Raw genomic sequence first — 18,627 nt, 5'->3', positions numbered from 1 at the left:
GATAATTTCATTGGGCTCTTTAAAGACAAAGACATATATAAATTGTTTAAGTCAGGACATTAAATCACTCTAGGCATTTATTATAAGACGTGCTATAATTCATATGTTTTATGTCTATCCACAAGCTTACTAACCATACAAATGGAATCGGAGAAACATACGATCATTAATAGAAAGGGAGTAAAACCTCCCATATTTCGTACCTATTTTACTGAAAAGGGGCCACAAAGAATTGTCACAGAATGAAACACCCTTATACACTGCCTTATTGGAGCATGCAAAAAGAAATCCCGTTCAATTTCATATTCCAGGTCATAAAAAAGGAAAAGGAATGGACGCTGATTTCCGTAATTTCATTGGAGAAAATGCATTATCGATAGATTTAATCAATATCGCTCCACTCGATGATCTCCATCAGCCAAAGGGGATCATCAAACAAGCTCAGGATCTTGCCGCTGAAGCTTTTGGGGCAGATCACACATTCTTTTCCGTTCAAGGAACAAGTGGAGCAATCATGACGATGGTCATGACAGTCTGCGGACCTGGGGACAAAATCATCGTCCCAAGGAATGTACATAAATCCGTAATGTCTGCCATTGTATTTTCCGGAGCTGTTCCCATTTTCATCAATCCTGAAATAGATAAGGATTTGGGCATTTCACACGGAATCACCGTTGATGCCGTTGAAAAAACTTTAAGGGAACATAGCGATGCAAAAGGGTTGCTTGTCATCAATCCCACCTATTTCGGCATTTCGGCTGATTTGCAAAAAATAGTGGAAGTTGCCCATTCCCACCAAATCCCAGTACTCGTAGATGAAGCACATGGTGTCCATATACACTTCCATGAAGACTTGCCGATGTCAGCCATGCAGGCTGGAGCGGATATGGCTGCTACTAGTGTTCATAAACTGGGCGGTTCACTAACGGGAAGTTCCATATTGAATGTTAAGACTGGATTGGTTTCCGCAAATCGTGTTCAAGCCATATTGAGCATGCTCACAACCACCTCAACCTCCTATATCCTTCTGGCTTCCCTGGATACGGCTAGAAGACAACTTGCGACAGTAGGCAGGGAAATGATCGATGAAGCGATCAATCTCGCAGGGTATATCCGTGAGGCCGTTAATGAGATTCCTTATCTTTACTGTGTCGGCAGCGAAATTCTCGAGAGCGAGGCAGCCTTTAGTTATGATCCGACAAAATTGATCATATCCATCAAGGAATTGAATATTACCGGATACGACGTTGAGAAATGGCTTCGTGAAAAGCATAATATCGAAGTGGAACTTTCCGACTTGTACAATATCCTTTGCCTGATAACACCTGGAGACACAAAAACAGAAGCGGACCTGCTGATCGCTGCCCTTAGAGACTTAGCGGATGAGTTTAAGGAAATGGCGGCTGAACATGAAAAGATCGAAGTCCTGCTTCCTGATACACCACCGCTGGCTTTATCACCCAGGGAGGCATTTTATGCAGAAACCGAAGTGGTTCCCATTGAGGAATCTGTCGGCAAAATCAGCGCTGAATTCATCATGGTTTACCCGCCTGGAATTCCGATCTTCATTCCAGGAGAATTGATTACTGAAGATAATATCAATTACATCCGGAAAAACATCGAGGCCGGACTTCCGGTTCAAGGCCCTGAGGACCCAGAAATAAAACATTTACGCATCATAAAAAATTGATTCTCCCATCAAACCAGAGCAGAGTACTGCTCTGGTTTTTTTAACCTTTTATTATTAAGCACTGGCTTCTATAAAAAGGGTGCTCCAGGTTACAACCCTGAAACACCCTTACATTCTATTAATCTTGAAATCTTTTTTCCATTTATTTTTCAGAGGCAGCTGTATCACAGCATTGGCAGTTGTGATTGTGTGTGTATAATACACTTACTTTCTCATCTTCAAAATGTTCAATCGTGCTATTGCAAGTTTGACATACGATAGTTCCCATTTTTACAACCCCTTCCCCTATATTGTATGCATCATTGATATAATGTAACCGCTTCAAATGAATTATAATATAACACATTTATTATTTCAAGCTAAAAAGTATAACATATATACTTTTTCTCACTTAATGAACGATCATGTTGAAAGAATTGGATTCCAATCGTTCGTTAGACTGATTCTTTTTTTTAGGCTCTTTTCATAAAGATTGTTGTTTTTAAAACGAAACTATTTAAGGTTGATTGGAGCGGAAGTGCGAGACTCCTGCGGGAGCAGCGGGACAGATGAGACCCCACAGGCGTTTACGCCGAGGAGGCTCACCGCCCGCACCAAGGAAAGCGAGCATCTGGAGGGGAAATCAACCACACCGCACTACTTGATAAATAGCAATAAAGTATGCGAAAACAACCTTTTTTAAAACACGGGAATTTATTTATAAAGGGCCCTGGACTCAGTGCATCACACTCCTTGCTTTGGGATGGCAAGGTGAAAAAGGAATTTCGCCTTTTCATTTACATATAGATAGGTATATAATACATCCATAAAATGTTAAAATATTCTTACATCTTATCGAATGAAGGGGGATCCACATGTCTGAAAATGCCTATATCAAACTCGTTCCCGAATCCGTGAAAGGAACTGTAACCATCGAAGACGTGAAAGAATTGCTGAACTATTATCAAATGATTACAGCGAAAACCGGAAAGCAATTGGATTGGGACTATGATAAGAAAGCATTTCCTTATGAAATGAAAGTACCGGAAAGAATGAAGGATAAGGCCATATATCTCCAAGCCAAAGAAGATCGATATCACATGATATTGATAGGAGTTGACCAAGAAGTAGTAAAGGATGAAGATGGATCAGATCGGATCCAATCCTATATCCAATTCACCCTCCCTGACACAGCAACTTTCGGTGATAAGGGAAAAGCTAATGAATTGTGCAAATTCCTTGCAAAGAAATTACGGGCGCAGCTGCATCTCTTCAATAAACGGGTGATGTATTATTATCCGAGGAAATAAAAAAACCTGCGAATGCCGAAATTGGCTCATGCAGGCGTTTCAATTAATTTTGGATCAAGGAACTCATAGCCTTTCTTTTGAAAACCTTTCACGATATCCTCTATCGCTTCACTCGTCCATTTCCGGTCATGCATCAGTAAGTTCGCCCCATTTCCCAAATAAGGGCTGTTCAACATGATTTCCGTTAAAGCTTTTTTATCTTGATACTCTTTTTCCCAGTCATAGCCGTAAGTCCAATTCATGACCAACATTTTTTCTTTCTCAGCGACTTTTTTTGAATGCTCGGTATTCGAACCAAATGGCGCCCTGAAGTACTTAGGGCGTACCCCTATTATTCCCTCAACCAAATTGTTCAATTTTACGATTTCCCGCTCTTGTTCCTTTTCGTTCAACTCTTTTAAATTTACATGGGAATACGTATGATTTCCTATGGAAAAACCCATTTCATGAATATCTTTCAGCATCGCTTTATTTTCATCATTTTCAAGAAAGTGACCGTTCACGAAAAATATCGCAGGTACTTCTAGTCGCTTCAGGATTTGGGCGATTGCCAGGGAATATTTATCAGGTGCATCATCAAATGTCAACAACACAACTTTCGGATTTGCATCCCCAATCGGTTTAAATGACCAATTCTCTTTATCCACCCGATATTCTGCCTTTACATTCCTTTCGCCAATCGTTTGTGACGTTTCTGTTTCCAAATCTTTCTCTTGCTGACTTTCATCTTGGACCGTTGTCGTCGTTTCGACACTTTTTTCACTCTCATTTTCAGTTTGATCGGAACTCGGGTCATTACAAGCCATCAATAAAAATGATACTAATGTAAATAATGCCACTACTTTGTTAAACATGATACCTCCGTGGTTTTATATGTCATCGAAGCTTACGTAAAAATTCAATATACGGGTACCAGCGTTTCCAAAAGGATTTGCAAAACCCCGTAACATAATAGACTTATCACGGTAACAAGCATGGTTCGTCTATTGGATTTTAAAATCATTTTACCAATGTAAATGGCTAGATAAGAAAAGACCAGAAACATGAATACTTTGAAAACGAATCGATCGTTAACAGACAGCCATTCAACTAATGTATACCCGCTCCAAACGATTAGTTGAAAGAGGATTACCAGATAATTTTTCAAGTGATCCACCCCATTTTAATATGAATATATCAGCCATGATCTTTTTATTGGCAAAAAATATTCTTTAACAAATCGCTCATCTTATTTTTTATCCTTTATGGCCTTTTTCAAACCCTTTCAAGGAAAAAAGTAAGAAGTCCTTTTTATAGCTTATGCCCTTTTTGTCCATTTCATTTAACTAGTGAGAAGAAATTCATGAATGGGGAGTCATCCTTCATTTTTTTAATCCGGCCAATAAAAAAAGCGTACTGCATTCAGCAGTACGCTTTTATAAATCTCAATTACTTAATGATGTGGATAGGAGTTCCAAGGGCAACTTCAGCAGCTTCCATTGTGATTTCCCCTAAAGTTGGATGTGCATGGATTGTCATCGCAATATCTTCGGCAGTCATTCCTGCTTCGATAGCCAAACCTAGTTCTGCAATCATATCAGAAGCGTTTGGTCCTGCAATTTGTGCTCCAATAACCAATCCGTCTTCTTTGCGAGTGATAAGCTTCACAAATCCGTCCGTATTATTTAATGAAAGAGCACGTCCATTTGCAGCGAATGGGAATTTAGAAGCAAGCGCTTCGATTCCAGCTTCCTTCGCTTCTTTTTCATTATAACCGACAGAAGCAAGTTCCGGTTCAGAGAATACAACAGCCGGAATAGCAAGATAGTCGATTTCAGATGAATGTCCAGCAATGGCTTCAGCTGCAATTTTACCTTCATAAGAAGCTTTATGAGCTAACTGAGGTCCAGAAACGATATCACCGATTGCGTAGATGTTTTTCACGCTAGTACGGCATTGTTTATCCGTTTCGATCAAACCGCGGTCAGTCATTTTGATTCCGACTTGTTCCAGGCCGATTTCAGCAGTGTTTGGACGACGTCCAACTGTTACTAAAACGTAATCGGCTTCAACTTTTTTCTCTTCGCCTTTTACTTCATAAGTAACGGTTACACCTGTATCAGTTTCTTCCACGCCTTTAGCATTTGCTTTAGTAACAATTTCAGCACCTTTGTTTTTAAGGTTACGCTTAACAAGTGCTGCCATTTGTTTTTCAAAGCCTGCAGAAAGGATTTCTTCGGTACCTTCAAGGATCGTCACTTTAGTGCCAAAGCTAGCGAATGCTCCGCCAAGCTCAGTTCCGATGTAACCTCCGCCGATTACCACGATCGAACTTGGAACTTCTTCCAAAGCAAGAGCGCCAGTTGAATTAAGTACGCGTTTCGTATATTTAAATGACGGAATCTCGATTGGCGATGAACCAGTAGCGATGATTGCGTTTTTAAAAGTATATGTTTGGGCAGAGTCTTCATTCATAACACGGATGCTGTTTTCATCAACGAAATAAGCTTCGCCAGTTACAACATCAACATTATTGCCTTTTAACAGGCTGCTTACACCGCCAGTTAATTTTTTTACAACAGTACCTTTCCAAGCTTGTACTTTAGAAAAATCAACAGTAACTTTTTCTGCAAAGATACCCATATCTTCTGAATGCTGAGCTTCATGGAAACGGTGTCCAGCCGAAATTAAAGCTTTCGATGGAATACAGCCTACATTCAAACAAACTCCGCCGATTGTTCCTTTTTCAACGACCGTTACTTTCTGTCCAAGCTGTGCTGCGCGAATTGCGGCAACATATCCCCCTGGGCCTGAACCGATTACTAAAGTATCTGTTTCGATTGGAAAATCTCCTACTACCATTGTTTACGCCTCCATTAACAATAATTCTGGGTCGTTCAATAACTTTTTGATATGATTCAATGCATGTTGAGCTGTTGCTCCATCAATCATGCGGTGATCAAAGCTCAGTGATAATGCCAGAACTGGAGCGGCGATAATTTCCCCGTCGCGTACAATTGCTTTTTCGGCAATGCGTCCAATCCCTAGAATGGCAACTTCTGGATGATTGATAACAGGTGTGAACCATTGACCGCCTGCGGAACCGATATTCGTAATGGAGCAAGAAGCACCTTTCATTTCGTTAGGAGCCAATTTGCCGTCACGGGCTTTCGTCGCTAATTCGTTAATTTCTTGTGAAATAGCGAAAGTTGATTTACGATCTGCATCTTTTACAACTGGAACGAGCAGTCCTTTGTCTGTGTCTGCCGCAATTCCGATATTGTAATAGTGTTTATGGATAATCTCACTAGCTTCATCATCAAATGATGTGTTAAGCATAGGGAATTCACGCAATGCACTTGTTAACGCTTTAACAACATAAGGTAGGAATGTAAGCTTGATTCCTTTTTGTGCAGCAATTTCCTTGAATTTCTTACGGTGAGCAACCAATAGCGTCACATCGACTTCATCCATTAATGTAACATGCGGAGCTGTCTGCTTGGACTTAACCATTGCTTTTGCGATCGCTTTTCTCATACCGCTCATTTTCTCACGAGTTTCAGGATATTGCCCTTCTGGAATTGAAACTTTTTGTTTTTCGGTTGTTTCCGTATCATTTTGTTGTGAAGCTTCACTTTGAGCTGCTGGTTGCTGTGGAGCGGTTTTGCCGTTTTTGAAAGCATCAATGTCTTCCTTCATGATGCGGCCGTTATCCCCAGAACCAGTGATCTCACGAATATTTACCCCTTGTTCGCGTGCATATTTCCTGACAGAAGGCATGGCGATAATACGGCGTGAAGGATCTGCCTCAACCTGTGGTTGTGCTCCCGCGCCCGTTACTCCGCTATTTTCTTGAACCGGAGCAGCCTCTTTCTTGACTTCCTGTCCAGCTTCAGCAGTTGCTTGAACCTGGGCCTCCGTATTCTTCTCGCCTTCTGCCTTCGCTTCTTCTCCATGATCCCCTTTAAACTGAAGATTTTCATAACCTGGAGCATCGAATGTTACAAGTACATCGCCAACAACGGCAACCGTTCCTTCTTGAACAAGGATTTCTTCAACGGTACCTTCCACCGGTGATGGGATTTCAACAACGGCCTTATCGTTTTGAACCTCGCAAAGCACGTCATCTTCTTGTATCTTATCTCCTGGCTTTACAAACCATTTCACTATTTCACCTTCGTGTATACCTTCTCCGATATCAGGGAGTCTAAATTGGAATGCCACTGAGTTCAACCTCCTATATTAAATCATACTTAGTGCTTTGAATAAAGTCCTTTATCTTGCATTACCGTTAATGCAAAATCACTTTCCCGAGCAGGACATTCATTCCATTACTTAAGATTGTTAAAACTTCAAGACTTTAGTCGCCGTTTCAATAATGTCTTTATAATTAGGGAGCCATACTGTTTCAGCTTGTGAAAACGGGAATACCGTATCAGCTGCCGCCACGCGCAGTACTGGAGCATCCAAGCTCAAAATGGCACGTTCGTTAATTTCCGCTACGACATTCGCTGCTATACCAGCTTGCTTTTGTGCTTCTTGAACAACGATAGCGCGTCCTGTTTTTTCTACAGAAGCAATGATTGTATCGATATCCAATGGTGATACAGTCCGTAAGTCGACCACTTCGACGGAATGACCATCCTTAGCCAATTCCTCAGCTGCCTTGATGGATTCCTGCACCATCGCACCATAAGTAATAATGGATAAATCCGTTCCTTCTCTTTTCACATCCGCTTTTCCTAATGGAATTGTGTATTCTTCTTCAGGAACTTCCTGACGGAAAGAACGGTACAATTTCATGTGCTCAAGGAAAATGACAGGGTCATTATCACGAATCGCTGAAATCAATAAGCCTTTTGCATCGTAAGGAGTGGAAGGGATAACTACCTTTAACCCTGGTTGCTGGGCCATTAAACCTTCTAAGCTATCAGCATGCATTTCCGGAGTATGGACTCCGCCCCCAAAAGGTGAGCGAATTGTAACCGGTGCACTGTAACGTCCACCTGAACGGTAGCGCATACGAGCAAGCTGACCGCTTACGGAATCCATTACTTCATATACAAACCCAAAGAATTGAATTTCAGGAACAGGACGGAAACCTTGTAAAGAAAGACCGACCGCTAATCCACCGATTCCAGATTCAGCAAGAGGTGTATCGAATACACGATCTTCACCGAATTCTTTTTGAAGATTTTCCGTTGCACGGAAAACTCCTCCATTAAGACCTACATCTTCCCCAAAAACGAGTACATTCTCGTCATTTTTAAGTTCTGTACGTAATGCTTCTGTAATTGCTTGAATCATCGTCAATTGAGCCATGGCTTACTTCGACTCCTTCTCTTTATAAATTTCATATTGTTCTTTTAAGTTATAAGGCATTTCTTCATACATATTATCAATTAGGTCTGTAACCTTTTGTTTAGGTTCTGCATCAGCCAATTTGATTGCTTCTTTAATATCGTCTTTGGCTTTCTCTATCGTTTCGTTTTCTAATTCTTCATTCCAAAGTTTTTTGCTTTCCAAGAACTTGCGGAAACGAACCAATGGATCTTTCAGTTCCCACTCGTTATCCATTTCGGAAGTACGGTAACGTGTCGGGTCATCCCCAGCCATCGTATGTGGTCCATAACGGTAAGTTAATGTTTCAATCAATGTAGGGCCTTCACCATTTATTGCACGTTCACGAGCTTCTTTAACGGCTGTATAAACGGCCAACGCATCCATACCATCAACCTGGATTCCAGGAATACCTGCAGCCACACCCTTTTGGGCCAATGTTTTCGATGCTGACTGCAAATCAACTGGTGTAGAGATTGCGAAACGGTTATTTTGCACGATGAAGATAGCTGGCGCTTTAAAGGCACCTGCAAAGTTAATTCCCTCATAGAAGTCACCTTGTGAGGTTCCACCGTCACCCGTATATGTAATGGCAACAGCTTTTTTCCCGCGTTTCTTCAACCCAAGAGCAACTCCGGCAGCTTGGATATATTGAGCGCCGATAATGATTTGAGGAGAAATTACATTGACGTCTTCAGGAATTTGATTTCCCTTAAAATGACCCCGGGAGAATAAGAATGCTTGCCAAAGCGGCAGGCCATGCCAAACGATTTGCGGAACATCACGATAACCAGGCAAAATGAAATCTTCTTTTTCCAAAGCATACTGGGAAGCGATTTGAGAAGCTTCTTGACCGGCAGTCGGTGCATAGAAACCTAATCTGCCTTGACGGTTCAGTGATATGGAACGTTGATCCAAGATGCGTGTATAAACCATACGGCGCATTAATTCTTGCAATTGTTCATCACTTAAATCAGGCATAGCCGCTTCATTCACGACTTCTCCCTCTTCATTTAAAATTTGAAAAGTTTCAAATTGTTCTTCTACTTTCTTAAGCTGATCCTGAACATTAATTTTAGCTTGTTTAGTTTTTTGAGCCATTTGGCACCTCATCCTTTCATTAAAAAGGTTTGCTATTATTATTCTATAAAGCAAAAATAGTTTGCTTTTTAGTTTCTGCAACAATACATTCTTTTATTTTTCCCTTAAGACCAATCCTCAAACGTGGATATGCTTAATATGTCTCAATCTTATTCTGTACCATAAAAAAAATCAAGGAAAATGATACAAGAATTTTTATAGATTAAGTTTACAAGATGAATTAACATCAAGTCAATCACTTGGAGTTCCTAATAATTTTGATTTAATAGAATTTCCAATACTCATACTTCTTCTCTGTATTAGTTTTCAATTTACAACTGTACTATTAACTTTCCCTTATTTATCAATTTAAGGATGGCAAAGGATAACATTTCAATTCCCCAGCATATCCCATCGATTCCAAAACCGCTTTAACTAAAGGCATTTGAGCATGTAAAATAATATACCGAAAAAATATTCAAACGCTTTCATCTAAGTCTGCTGTTAGATTTTTAATTATCGTTTTTTTTTAGTACAGGTATGAAAATTTAAATCAGGCTGGTTGCACAAAAAAAAGACCATTCTAAATTTTTTTTATTCCCAAAAGAACTGGATTGAAAAAAATATGGGCTGTGAGTGAGGATCACAGCCCATCATTATTTATATTAATTTGTTGAATCCGCCATTTCTATGCCGGAACTATCATAAAAACTTTCTTTTTTTTGATTTGATTTTTCCGTTAATGCATTAAATTCCTCATTCGCTTTCAAAACTTTTGTATAAGAGGTATTTATTTTCTCGATTTGCACTTGTAATTCATCCATTTTCAAATCCTCTTTTTTGAAAAGCTCATATAATTCACGATCATAAGCGAGACTTTGTTGATAGGCATCATATAAATCATCATAGGTGCTATAGCGCTCACTCATGATCTTTTTCATTTCAGTCGCTTCTTCTTTTATCTTTTCATCCTCTATTTTCCCGATTTGTTCATCTATTTGATTGAATTGTTCTTTTGAGGATTGCATACTGCTTTGTTCCTTTTCAATTATTTTTTCCCTTTCGTCGATATTCTTGGTTGCTTCATCTGAAAGCTCGACGATCTGTTCATAATCATCCAATCCAAGTTTAATGATTTTCTCATATTTTTCTTTTTCTTTTTTCTCCAAATCATTAAGCGGCTCTTGAGTCTCGGTGAAATCACTTTCCTTTTCTGCAGTTTTCTCCAGGATTTTGTGGATTCTTTCTTCCGGTGAACCATTAAAACAACCAGTCAAGGTCACTAAAGAAAGAAGTAAGATAACAAATGGACCAAAACGTTTCAACATAGACAACTCCTTCTGATAGTTCTTTGAAGATTCATGTTCCTCAATTCATTCTTAAGCCGCAGACATTTGTTACAATCATATTCCGAGCAGGTTTTTTTCATTACTGGGCGCTAGCCTACACCCTTTAAACCATACTGCATAGGCTGTAGGGACCGTTTCAAATTTGAATGGTCAGCATTTTAATAAATACAAAAACGGAGGTATGAAATTATGTATGGAGGTTTCAACCAAGAATGTTGTTATCCGGTTTCCGCTGCACCCAGCTATGGATATGGCGATGGTGGAGGCTGCGGCTTTGGAAGCGGCTTTGCCCTGATCATTGTCCTGTTCATTCTGTTAATCATCGTCGGCGCGTGCTTATGCTAACCAGGTAATTACTATTACCTTTACCCGAAAATGTTAACGATTTACCCTGATTCGCAAAAAATGATAATATTTTTTAAATAGACCAACATGCAAATAAAATAATGGCAGGGATAGGAAATCATCGACTTGATTCCATCCCCTCCATTTTTCTTTCATTAAACCATTCATTAACTTTCAGCCTCTTTTTTGTTAAAATAACCCTATACATATTATAAGAATTTTTATGGGGTGAAAGATTATGCTTACCATGGATGATTTTGTTAATGAAGACGATCCAATCTTAAGGCAAGTCGCGGTAGAGGTTCCGCTTCCGGCATCAAATGAAGATAAGCAACTTTTAGCCAGCTTGATGGAATATGTCCAAAACAGCCAGAAACCTGATATTGCTGCTCTATACGGGTTAAGGGCAGGAATTGGCTTGGCTGCACCACAGGTTAATGTTTCAAAAAGGATGATTGCGGTTCATTTAAAAGAAAAGGATGATCAACTTTATAGCTATGCACTTTTCAACCCTAAACTCGTTAGCCATTCAGTCGAAAAAGCATACTTGACATCCGGAGAAGGCTGTCTTTCCGTAAATCGGCCCGTTTCCGGCTATGTGCCACGTTATGCCCGAATAACGGTTGCGGGTACGGACCTGGAAGGGAAATCGGTTCAACTCCGCCTGAAAGGCATCGCAGCCATTTGCTTTCAACATGAAATCGACCACCTTAATGGTATCATGTTTTATGATCATATCAATCCTGAAGACCCCTATGCCATTCCGGAAAATTCAATTGCGGTGGAAAGGTAACGTAATAAGCAAAACCCCCGTCTGTTTGTTTGACGGGGGTTTATTTTTTATATCAGTTCAAGTTCCTTCAAACCAAAAAGTATGCCATCATCATCTACATCCTTCGTTACAAAGTCGGCCTCTTGCTTCACAAGCTGACCGGCATTCCCCATAGCCACGCCATAACCCGCTACTTTTAACATCTCTATATCGTTTAAGCCATCTCCAAAGGCGTAAACATCCTCAAGAGCAAACCCGACTTTTTCCATTAATATTTTAATGCCTTCAGCCTTTGAACCCCCGAATGGAAGTACATCCGTCGAATACTCATGCCATCTAATGAAGTGAAAATCATCATATTTCCCAACAAAGTTCCCTTCTTCAGCTTCCGAACAGAATAATAAGGCTTGGTATATATCATGGTCCTCATAAAAATCCGCCATATGTTCAGGGTGAGGAAACTTAAGGCTGCTCAATGCTTCTTCAATTCTGCTATGATGCGGAACACTCGATTTCATTGTCTCCTCATTCATGAACACGATCGGTATTTCATTTTTTTCAGCATGTTCGTGAAGGCGTTTTATCTCAGGTTTGCTCAAAGGGTTTTTATAAACGACTTTCCCTTCAAAAACAACGTATTGTCCATTGAAACTTACGAATGTATCGATGCCAAGCTCTTCCCTTAAAGACTCGAACATGAACGGAGCCCTTCCTGTGGCAATCGCTACAAAAACCCCGCTATCCTGCAGTTGCTTAATGGCTTCTTTTGTTGAAGCAGGTAACTTTTTTTCATGATCAAGCAATGTTCCGTCAATATCAAAAAATACGATTTTCACTTGCGATTCACTTCCAATTCATTCATTTTTTCCTTTTTAATATGTAACCATTTAATAATTGTCATCAAGATAAGTCAAGTAACTCTACCGGACCCAACTCAAAGTTACGTTTTTTCTTCAGGAATGGGCATATACTATTCTTAATAGAAACCAACTCAGGCTTTCCAGATTACACTTCTCCCTTCCTTCTGCCTCTTAAATCCCAGTTGTTTGTTTGAAAGAGCCTTTTTTTTCAAAAATGGGCCATGTACCTGTAAAGACGTATTTACATTATTGAATAATCCTATACAATAATAATTAAGGGAGCGTGATCGCCATGTTAAAAAAGCTTCGTAAAAAGCTTGTTAAACAGTGGAATGATCTTTTAAGAAAAAAATCTATCGCATGATTTGCCACTCATTCCTGCCTTGGCCGTCATCCATATGCGAATTTTTTTCGGACAGCCCTTCAAAAACTTGCGGAGGGCTTCTTCCTTGTTGTAAAGTTCTTGTTAGGCATTCTTTCTATCTTGGCTTTTATATGGTCTGGTGAATACATATTTCAATCAAAATATCAGTCGCTGTGTTTTCATGAAACGCTGCACACAGTGGTACTGTATTAATTTAGAAAGAAATCGTTTAAAAAAAGATCCCATGATTTAAGTTTTACACATGGCAAAAACGGATAGGATATAAGATAGAGGAAGCTACAATTGGATTGATACCAGATTCGGCCATCTATTTTTTTATATACTTTTAGACATTGGTATATTTAATTCATCAAACCCCTTCCGTTTTTATGGCGGAGCTGGGTTTATTTTTACATGATGTTGAAAAACATGAAAAAATTGTTGTTTTTATATATAATGAAAAAAGCAATGCAAACAAGTGAGGAGAGATTAAAATGGTTTTTAAGGTATACTATCAAGTAACCATATCAGAGGTTCCCATCAGGGAGAATACTAAAACAATGTTTGTCGAAGGTGAATCCGTTCGTGACGTTCGTTTAAAATTAAAAAAAGAACCTTATAACGTAGAAATCGTACTACCCGTAACCGGAGCATATTTAGAATATGAAAAACAAAATGAAGATTACAAAGTATTGGAGCTATAATTTATGAAATTCGTAAAAAACGATCAAACAGCTGTATTCGCCCTGGGCGGTTTAGGCGAAATCGGTAAGAACACATATGCTGTTCAGTTTCAAGATGAAATCATCATCATTGATGCTGGAATTAAATTTCCTGAAGATGAACTCCTCGGTATTGACTATGTGATTCCAGATTACAGCTATTTAGAGAAAAATGTAGATAAAATCAAAGGTGTCTTCATTACCCATGGTCATGAAGATCACATTGGCGGGATTCCTTATTTACTTAGAAAAGTGAATGTCCCTGTATACGGCGGGAAGCTTGCACTTGGACTGCTTCGTAATAAATTGGAAGAACATGGCCTTTTACGTCAGACAACCATGATTGAAATCAGTGAAGATGAAGTGATCAAGTTCCGGAAAACGTCCGTCTCTTTCTTCCGTACAACTCACAGTATCCCTGACTCATATGGAATCGTCGTAAAAACCCCACCTGGACAAATTGTCCATACAGGTGATTTTAAATTCGACTTCACCCCAGTGGGTGAGCCTGCAAACCTGACCAAGATGGCTGAAATCGGTAAAGAAGGTGTATTGTGCTTACTCTCGGATAGCACAAATAGTGAAGTGCAGAACTTTACTATGTCCGAAAGCCGTGTCGGTGATACCATTCAAGATATTTTCCGCAAGGTTGACGGCCGGATTATTTTTGCAACGTTTGCATCGAACATCCATCGGCTTCAGCAAGTTGTGGAAGCAGCCGTGGCCAACGGCCGTAAAATAGCCGTTTTTGGCCGAAGCATGGATTCAGCCATATCAATCGGACAAGATCTTGGTTATATCGTAGCGCCTAAAGATACATTTATTGATGTACAGCAATTGAATCGTATGCCTGCGAATAAAGTAACCATCCTTTGTACAGGCAGCCAAGGTGAACCAATGGCAGCACTGTCGCGCATAGCGAACGGCACTCACCGTCAAATTCAAATCATCCCTGGTGATACGGTAGTATTTTCATCTTCACCCATCCCAGGTAACACAATCAGCGTTTCCAGAACGATCAATCAATTATATCGTGCAGGAGCAGACGTCATTTCAGGTCCTCTGAATGACATTCATACTTCAGGACATGGCGGACAGCAGGAACAAAAGCTTATGCTCCGTTTGATAAAACCAAAATTCTTCATGCCAATCCACGGTGAATACCGTATGCAAAAACTGCATGCCCGCCATGCAGTCGATTGCGGCGTTCCCGAAGAAAATTGTTTTATCATGGATAATGGCGAAGTTCTTTCCTTAAGTGAGAACACAGCTCAAATCGCTGGTAAAATCCCTTCAGGTTCGGTTTATATCGATGGAAGCGGCATTGGGGATATCGGTAATATCGTTCTCCGTGATCGTCGGATTCTTTCCGAGGAAGGCCTTGTCGTTGTTGTGGTCAGCATCAATATGAAGGAATTCAAAATTGCATCCGGTCCTGACATCATCTCACGCGGATTTGTTTATATGAGAGAATCAGGAGACCTTATCAGCGATGCTCAATCCTTGATCACAAAGCATTTAAATAAGGTGATGGATCGCAAAACTACTCAATGGTCTGAAATCAAAAATGAAATTACAGACACTCTATCTCCATTCCTATATGAAAAAACGAAACGCCGTCCGATGATCCTGCCGATCATCATGGAAGTGCAATAAATAATAGAAGCCCAGCCATCATTTGGCTGGGCTTTTTTTGTTTAGGTTTGTAAATCCCCCCACCTTGAATTCCACTCCAGGCACTCACTTTCCCCGGCGCCTTAGAAGCCTGTGGGGCTCCCTTACACGTCTCCCGCAGGATCTCGAATACCCGCTCCAATCAATTTTCTTTTAAAAGTTAGATAGAACTCCTTTTGTCAACAGTCTTTCTTGTTTTAAAAATGGAAAGCTTCCGAAAGTAAACTGATAAGAAGCCTATTTTGTTGATTCCACACTGTCGAAGTGCCGGAAACACGAGTTTATCATGTACGCAAAAATAAAAAGGGAATTGAAAAATTGTCGATGAAGCTATTCTCTATAACTCCTTAAGATCCAATTAAAAACCAAAAAGGTTTCGGAATGAGGCCATTCCGAAACCTTTTTGGTTTTTAATTGATAAAAGCGCTGCTCGATTTTAGCAGGACGCTTACTTATTCCACAATTTTTTTTTCAAAGCGATTGATGTCCGAATCCGCGCCGATGACGATCAATATATCACCTTTATGTATTAAATCGCTCGCCTGTGGGGAAACATTAATTTCGTTCCCTCTTTTGATTGCGACTATATTCAGTCCATAGTGGGCACGGATATCAAGGTCAATTATCGAGTTTCCATTCATCTTTTGGCTTGCAACAATTTCGACGATGGAGTGTTCATCAGAAAGCTCCAAATAATCGAGAATATTATTGGAGACGATATTATGGGCAATCCTTCTCCCCATATCCCGTTCGGGGTGAACGACATAGTCGGCCCCGATTTTACGAAGAACCTTCTCGTGATAATCATTTTGCGCTTTAACCGTAACATTTCCGACACCCAATTCCTTAAGCATGAGAGTCGTCAATATACTGGCTTGAATATTCTCGCCAATCGCTACAATGACGTGATCAAAATTTCGAATCCCTATATTCCTTAGTACATTTTCATCTGTCGTATCCCCTACTACGGCATGTGAAGCTATTCTGGCAAATTCATTCACTCGATCTTCGTCGGCATCGATAGCCAGAACCCCTAATCCTTCTTCAGCTAATGTCTTGACTATGCTGCCGCCAAAACGGCCAAGTCCAATCACCGCAAATTCTTTTTTCACAATAAGCCCTCCAACGTCATTCGTTCTTTCTTTAGAGCATGTTCTGCACTGAAAATCATTTTTATGCTTCGCTTCCTTTAAACGTTATATAATCCGTTAAGTGATCGACCGCGAGTTCAATGGCTTTTTCGTCCGGGTTTAACTTGGCGTGATGCAATCCGTATTCCGATGAAACCCCCAGCCAGAACATGAATCCTGGAATCTCCTTTAACATATAACCAAAATCTTCGCCAGTCATTGCTTCAGTACATTCATGCAAATGAACAGCAGTTGACTTCTCTGTGAATTCCATGAATTCCCGGGTCAACCGCTCTTCATTATATACCTGGTGATACATCGCGCCATAGTCGATTTCAGCCAAGCACTCATATCCTACTTGTATACCATCCACAAGCGCTTTTATCCTAGACTTGACCTTTACCATCGATTCGGGGTTAAGAGTGCGTATTGTGCCCTCTAACCGCGCTGTCTCCGCAATAATGTTTTGAACGGTGCCTCCAGTGATCTTCCCAACTGTAATGACAGCTGAATCTAGCGGATTGACATTCCTGGAAACGATTGTTTGAAGCTGCCCTACAAGCGAGCAGGCCGCAATGACCATATCATTTGTTTCGTGCGGATAGGCTGCATGTCCTCCCTTCCCCCTCAAATCGATGAATAATTCAGATGTATTGGCAAATAGAAGCCCTTCTTTAACCGCAATCGTCCCAACTGGATACTCCGGAGCAATATGTAAAGCAAGGATCATATCAGGCTTCCATTTTTTCATCGTTTCCGATTTAAGCATTGGTTCAGCTCCGCCAGGACCCTCTTCTGCAGGCTGGAAGATGAATAGCAAGTCATCATCAATCGGATTTTCCGTGAAATATGTCAATAATCCCAAACCTATGCTCATATGAAAATCATGACCGCAGGCATGCATATATTCCTCGTGGTTGGATGCAAACGGCAATCCGGTTTCCTCTTTTATCGGCAAACCGTCTATATCAGCCCTGTAGCCTATGGTTTTTCGCGGGTTCATTCCCTTCACTTTCACGAATATCCCAGTTCGCCATGTTTCTATTTCCATTCGCTCCTGGGCCAGATTCGTTATGTAATTCAGTAGGTATTGCTGCGTCTTGAATTCTTTGAACCCTATCTCCGGTATTTGATGCAGATCACGCCGGATCTTGGCAAAAGGGTTTATTTTCACATTATTCCCTCCCTATACAGAAAGCGTGGATATAGTTATCCACGCTTCAGGCAATATTCACTAAAGAAATTAAAGTTGACGAAGTTCTTGCATGATTTCTGTTTTTGATTTTGTTTTTTCGTCAATTTGTTTAATGACCCTCGCCGGGATACCAGCAGCCACGGAGTATGGAGGAACGTCTTTCGTTACGACGGCACCAGCAGCGACAACGGAACCTTCTCCGATTTTGACACCTTCCAGTACGACCGCATTGGCTCCGATCAATACATCATCTTCCAAAATGACCGGCTGTGCGGAAGGCGGCTCGATGACACCTGCTAAAACGGCACCAGCACCTACGTGACAGTTTTTGCCCACTGTTGCACGTCCGCCCAGTATTGCGTTCATGTCGATCATTGTACCTTCACCGATGACAGATCCAATATTGATTGATGCACCCATCATGATGACTGCGTTATCTCCAATGGAAACTTGGTCACGGATTATTGCGCCTGGCTCGATACGGGCTTTGATGCCTTTTAGATCCAATAAAGGAATGGCAGAGTTACGACGATCATTTTCAACTACATAATCCTCGATTTTTGTTCCTGCTGCCTTGATCGCTTCTTCGATTTCAGACCACTCACCGAATACAACCCCTGTATTTCCTGTTATGAAAGTTTTAGAAGCTGGACCAAAATCCAGGCCTTCTAAATCGCCTTTGACATATACCTTTACAGGTGTGGATTTTTTACTATTCGAGATAAAAGAAATAATTTCGTTTGCATCCATTTTATTCATTCCGGGTAAACCTCCTAAATATGTATCATTACTCGTTTTAAATTTACCAGACAACAGCCGGCAAGACAAGTTGAATGTC

The 18,627-nt window shown here is 40.5% G+C and carries 18 protein-coding genes; 6 read left to right on the top strand and 12 right to left on the bottom strand.

The window, feature by feature from the left end:
* The first annotated feature begins 232 nt into the window (after nt 1-232).
* Nucleotides 233-1,690 (top strand): aminotransferase class I/II-fold pyridoxal phosphate-dependent enzyme, encoded by a 1,458-nt coding sequence (locus AC2YHV_RS09055; RefSeq protein ID WP_487373066.1) that lies wholly within the window; start codon nt 233-235, stop codon nt 1,688-1,690.
* A 142-nt stretch (nt 1,691-1,832) separates the two neighbouring features.
* Here AC2YHV_RS09055 and AC2YHV_RS09050 read toward each other — a convergent pair whose 3' ends face one another.
* The gene (locus AC2YHV_RS09050) at nt 1,833-1,958 is read right to left on the bottom strand and encodes a GapA-binding peptide SR1P (RefSeq protein WP_081108747.1); all 126 of its coding nucleotides are present in this window, start codon (nt 1,956-1,958) and stop codon (nt 1,833-1,835) included.
* A gap of 586 nt (nt 1,959-2,544) precedes the next feature.
* On the opposite strand from AC2YHV_RS09050, the gene AC2YHV_RS09045 reads away from it, so the two are divergent.
* Nucleotides 2,545-2,979: a DUF1885 family protein gene (locus tag AC2YHV_RS09045; RefSeq protein ID WP_487373065.1), complete on the top strand. Its 435-nt coding sequence runs from the start codon at nt 2,545-2,547 to the stop codon at nt 2,977-2,979.
* Between the two features lie 26 nt (nt 2,980-3,005).
* Here AC2YHV_RS09045 and AC2YHV_RS09040 read toward each other — a convergent pair whose 3' ends face one another.
* From AC2YHV_RS09040 to AC2YHV_RS09010, 7 genes are all read right to left on the bottom strand, one after another.
* Complete coding sequence (locus AC2YHV_RS09040) at nt 3,006-3,833, bottom strand: polysaccharide deacetylase family protein (RefSeq protein WP_487373064.1); 828 nt, start codon at nt 3,831-3,833, stop codon at nt 3,006-3,008.
* Between the two features lie 44 nt (nt 3,834-3,877).
* Nucleotides 3,878-4,135 (bottom strand): hypothetical protein, encoded by a 258-nt coding sequence (locus AC2YHV_RS09035; protein WP_427526033.1) that lies wholly within the window; start codon nt 4,133-4,135, stop codon nt 3,878-3,880.
* Between the two features lie 272 nt (nt 4,136-4,407).
* Entirely contained in the window at nt 4,408-5,820 is a 1,413-nt protein-coding gene (gene lpdA / locus AC2YHV_RS09030) for a dihydrolipoyl dehydrogenase (protein ID WP_057279024.1), read from the bottom strand.
* A 3-nt stretch (nt 5,821-5,823) separates the two neighbouring features.
* Nucleotides 5,824-7,182 (bottom strand): dihydrolipoamide acetyltransferase family protein, encoded by a 1,359-nt coding sequence (locus AC2YHV_RS09025; protein ID WP_034314061.1) that lies wholly within the window; start codon nt 7,180-7,182, stop codon nt 5,824-5,826.
* 120 nt (nt 7,183-7,302) lie between these two features.
* A complete protein-coding gene (locus AC2YHV_RS09020; RefSeq protein WP_034314063.1) occupies nt 7,303-8,280 on the bottom strand; it encodes an alpha-ketoacid dehydrogenase subunit beta in 978 nt (325 codons plus the stop codon).
* Between the two features lie 3 nt (nt 8,281-8,283).
* Complete coding sequence (pdhA, locus tag AC2YHV_RS09015) at nt 8,284-9,399, bottom strand: pyruvate dehydrogenase (acetyl-transferring) E1 component subunit alpha (RefSeq protein WP_487373063.1); 1,116 nt, start codon at nt 9,397-9,399, stop codon at nt 8,284-8,286.
* 644 nt (nt 9,400-10,043) lie between these two features.
* Entirely contained in the window at nt 10,044-10,706 is a 663-nt protein-coding gene (locus tag AC2YHV_RS09010) for a YkyA family protein (RefSeq protein ID WP_278088839.1), read from the bottom strand.
* A gap of 210 nt (nt 10,707-10,916) precedes the next feature.
* Between AC2YHV_RS09010 and AC2YHV_RS09005 the strand changes: the two genes are divergently transcribed.
* A complete protein-coding gene (locus AC2YHV_RS09005; RefSeq protein WP_063576945.1) occupies nt 10,917-11,072 on the top strand; it encodes a YjcZ family sporulation protein in 156 nt (51 codons plus the stop codon).
* A 238-nt stretch (nt 11,073-11,310) separates the two neighbouring features.
* Nucleotides 11,311-11,865, top strand: coding sequence for a peptide deformylase (def, locus tag AC2YHV_RS09000; protein ID WP_053534293.1), 555 nt, complete (start codon nt 11,311-11,313; stop codon nt 11,863-11,865).
* Between the two features lie 47 nt (nt 11,866-11,912).
* On the opposite strand, the gene AC2YHV_RS08995 is transcribed toward def, so the two are convergent.
* On the bottom strand, nt 11,913-12,680 hold the full coding sequence (locus tag AC2YHV_RS08995; protein ID WP_369315584.1) for a Cof-type HAD-IIB family hydrolase: 768 nt from the start codon (nt 12,678-12,680) through the stop codon (nt 11,913-11,915).
* An 882-nt stretch (nt 12,681-13,562) separates the two neighbouring features.
* Here AC2YHV_RS08995 and AC2YHV_RS08990 point away from each other — a divergent pair.
* Both AC2YHV_RS08990 and rnjA read left to right on the top strand, forming a co-directional pair.
* On the top strand, nt 13,563-13,772 hold the full coding sequence (locus AC2YHV_RS08990) for a DNA-dependent RNA polymerase subunit epsilon (protein WP_034314070.1): 210 nt from the start codon (nt 13,563-13,565) through the stop codon (nt 13,770-13,772).
* A 3-nt stretch (nt 13,773-13,775) separates the two neighbouring features.
* On the top strand, nt 13,776-15,446 hold the full coding sequence (gene rnjA, locus AC2YHV_RS08985) for a ribonuclease J1 (RefSeq protein WP_034314071.1): 1,671 nt from the start codon (nt 13,776-13,778) through the stop codon (nt 15,444-15,446).
* Between the two features lie 470 nt (nt 15,447-15,916).
* Here rnjA and AC2YHV_RS08980 read toward each other — a convergent pair whose 3' ends face one another.
* From AC2YHV_RS08980 to dapD, 3 genes are all read right to left on the bottom strand, one after another.
* On the bottom strand, nt 15,917-16,576 hold the full coding sequence (locus AC2YHV_RS08980; RefSeq protein WP_057279020.1) for a potassium channel family protein: 660 nt from the start codon (nt 16,574-16,576) through the stop codon (nt 15,917-15,919).
* Nucleotides 16,577-16,637: 61 nt separating this feature from the next.
* Nucleotides 16,638-17,762 (bottom strand): N-acetyldiaminopimelate deacetylase, encoded by a 1,125-nt coding sequence (locus AC2YHV_RS08975; protein WP_487373098.1) that lies wholly within the window; start codon nt 17,760-17,762, stop codon nt 16,638-16,640.
* Between the two features lie 75 nt (nt 17,763-17,837).
* On the bottom strand, nt 17,838-18,548 hold the full coding sequence (gene dapD / locus AC2YHV_RS08970; protein WP_034314078.1) for a 2,3,4,5-tetrahydropyridine-2,6-dicarboxylate N-acetyltransferase: 711 nt from the start codon (nt 18,546-18,548) through the stop codon (nt 17,838-17,840).
* Nucleotides 18,549-18,627 lie beyond the last annotated feature (79 nt).

This window comes from Peribacillus sp. SRI_006 (genome assembly GCF_057586375.1).
The sequence above is the reverse complement of the archived record's forward strand: the minus strand, read 5'-3'. Positions and strand labels throughout refer to the sequence as shown.

Bases quoted from the DNA above. Each gene is read 5' to 3' on its own strand.
- rnjA (WP_034314071.1), top strand. From the start codon at position 13,776: ATGAAATTCGTAAAAAACGATCAAACAGCTGTATTCGCCCTGGGCGGT.
- AC2YHV_RS09045 (WP_487373065.1), top strand. From the start codon at position 2,545: ATGTCTGAAAATGCCTATATCAAACTCGTTCCCGAATCCGTGAAAGGA.
- AC2YHV_RS09010 (WP_278088839.1), bottom strand. From the start codon at position 10,706: ATGTTGAAACGTTTTGGTCCATTTGTTATCTTACTTCTTTCTTTAGTG.
- AC2YHV_RS08990 (WP_034314070.1), top strand. From the start codon at position 13,563: ATGGTTTTTAAGGTATACTATCAAGTAACCATATCAGAGGTTCCCATC.
- AC2YHV_RS09005 (WP_063576945.1), top strand. From the start codon at position 10,917: ATGTATGGAGGTTTCAACCAAGAATGTTGTTATCCGGTTTCCGCTGCA.
- def (WP_053534293.1), top strand. From the start codon at position 11,311: ATGCTTACCATGGATGATTTTGTTAATGAAGACGATCCAATCTTAAGG.
- pdhA (WP_487373063.1), bottom strand. From the start codon at position 9,399: ATGGCTCAAAAAACTAAACAAGCTAAAATTAATGTTCAGGATCAGCTT.
- dapD (WP_034314078.1), bottom strand. From the start codon at position 18,548: ATGAATAAAATGGATGCAAACGAAATTATTTCTTTTATCTCGAATAGT.
- AC2YHV_RS09050 (WP_081108747.1), bottom strand. From the start codon at position 1,958: ATGGGAACTATCGTATGTCAAACTTGCAATAGCACGATTGAACATTTT.
- AC2YHV_RS09040 (WP_487373064.1), bottom strand. From the start codon at position 3,833: ATGTTTAACAAAGTAGTGGCATTATTTACATTAGTATCATTTTTATTG.
- lpdA (WP_057279024.1), bottom strand. From the start codon at position 5,820: ATGGTAGTAGGAGATTTTCCAATCGAAACAGATACTTTAGTAATCGGT.
- AC2YHV_RS09020 (WP_034314063.1), bottom strand. From the start codon at position 8,280: ATGGCTCAATTGACGATGATTCAAGCAATTACAGAAGCATTACGTACA.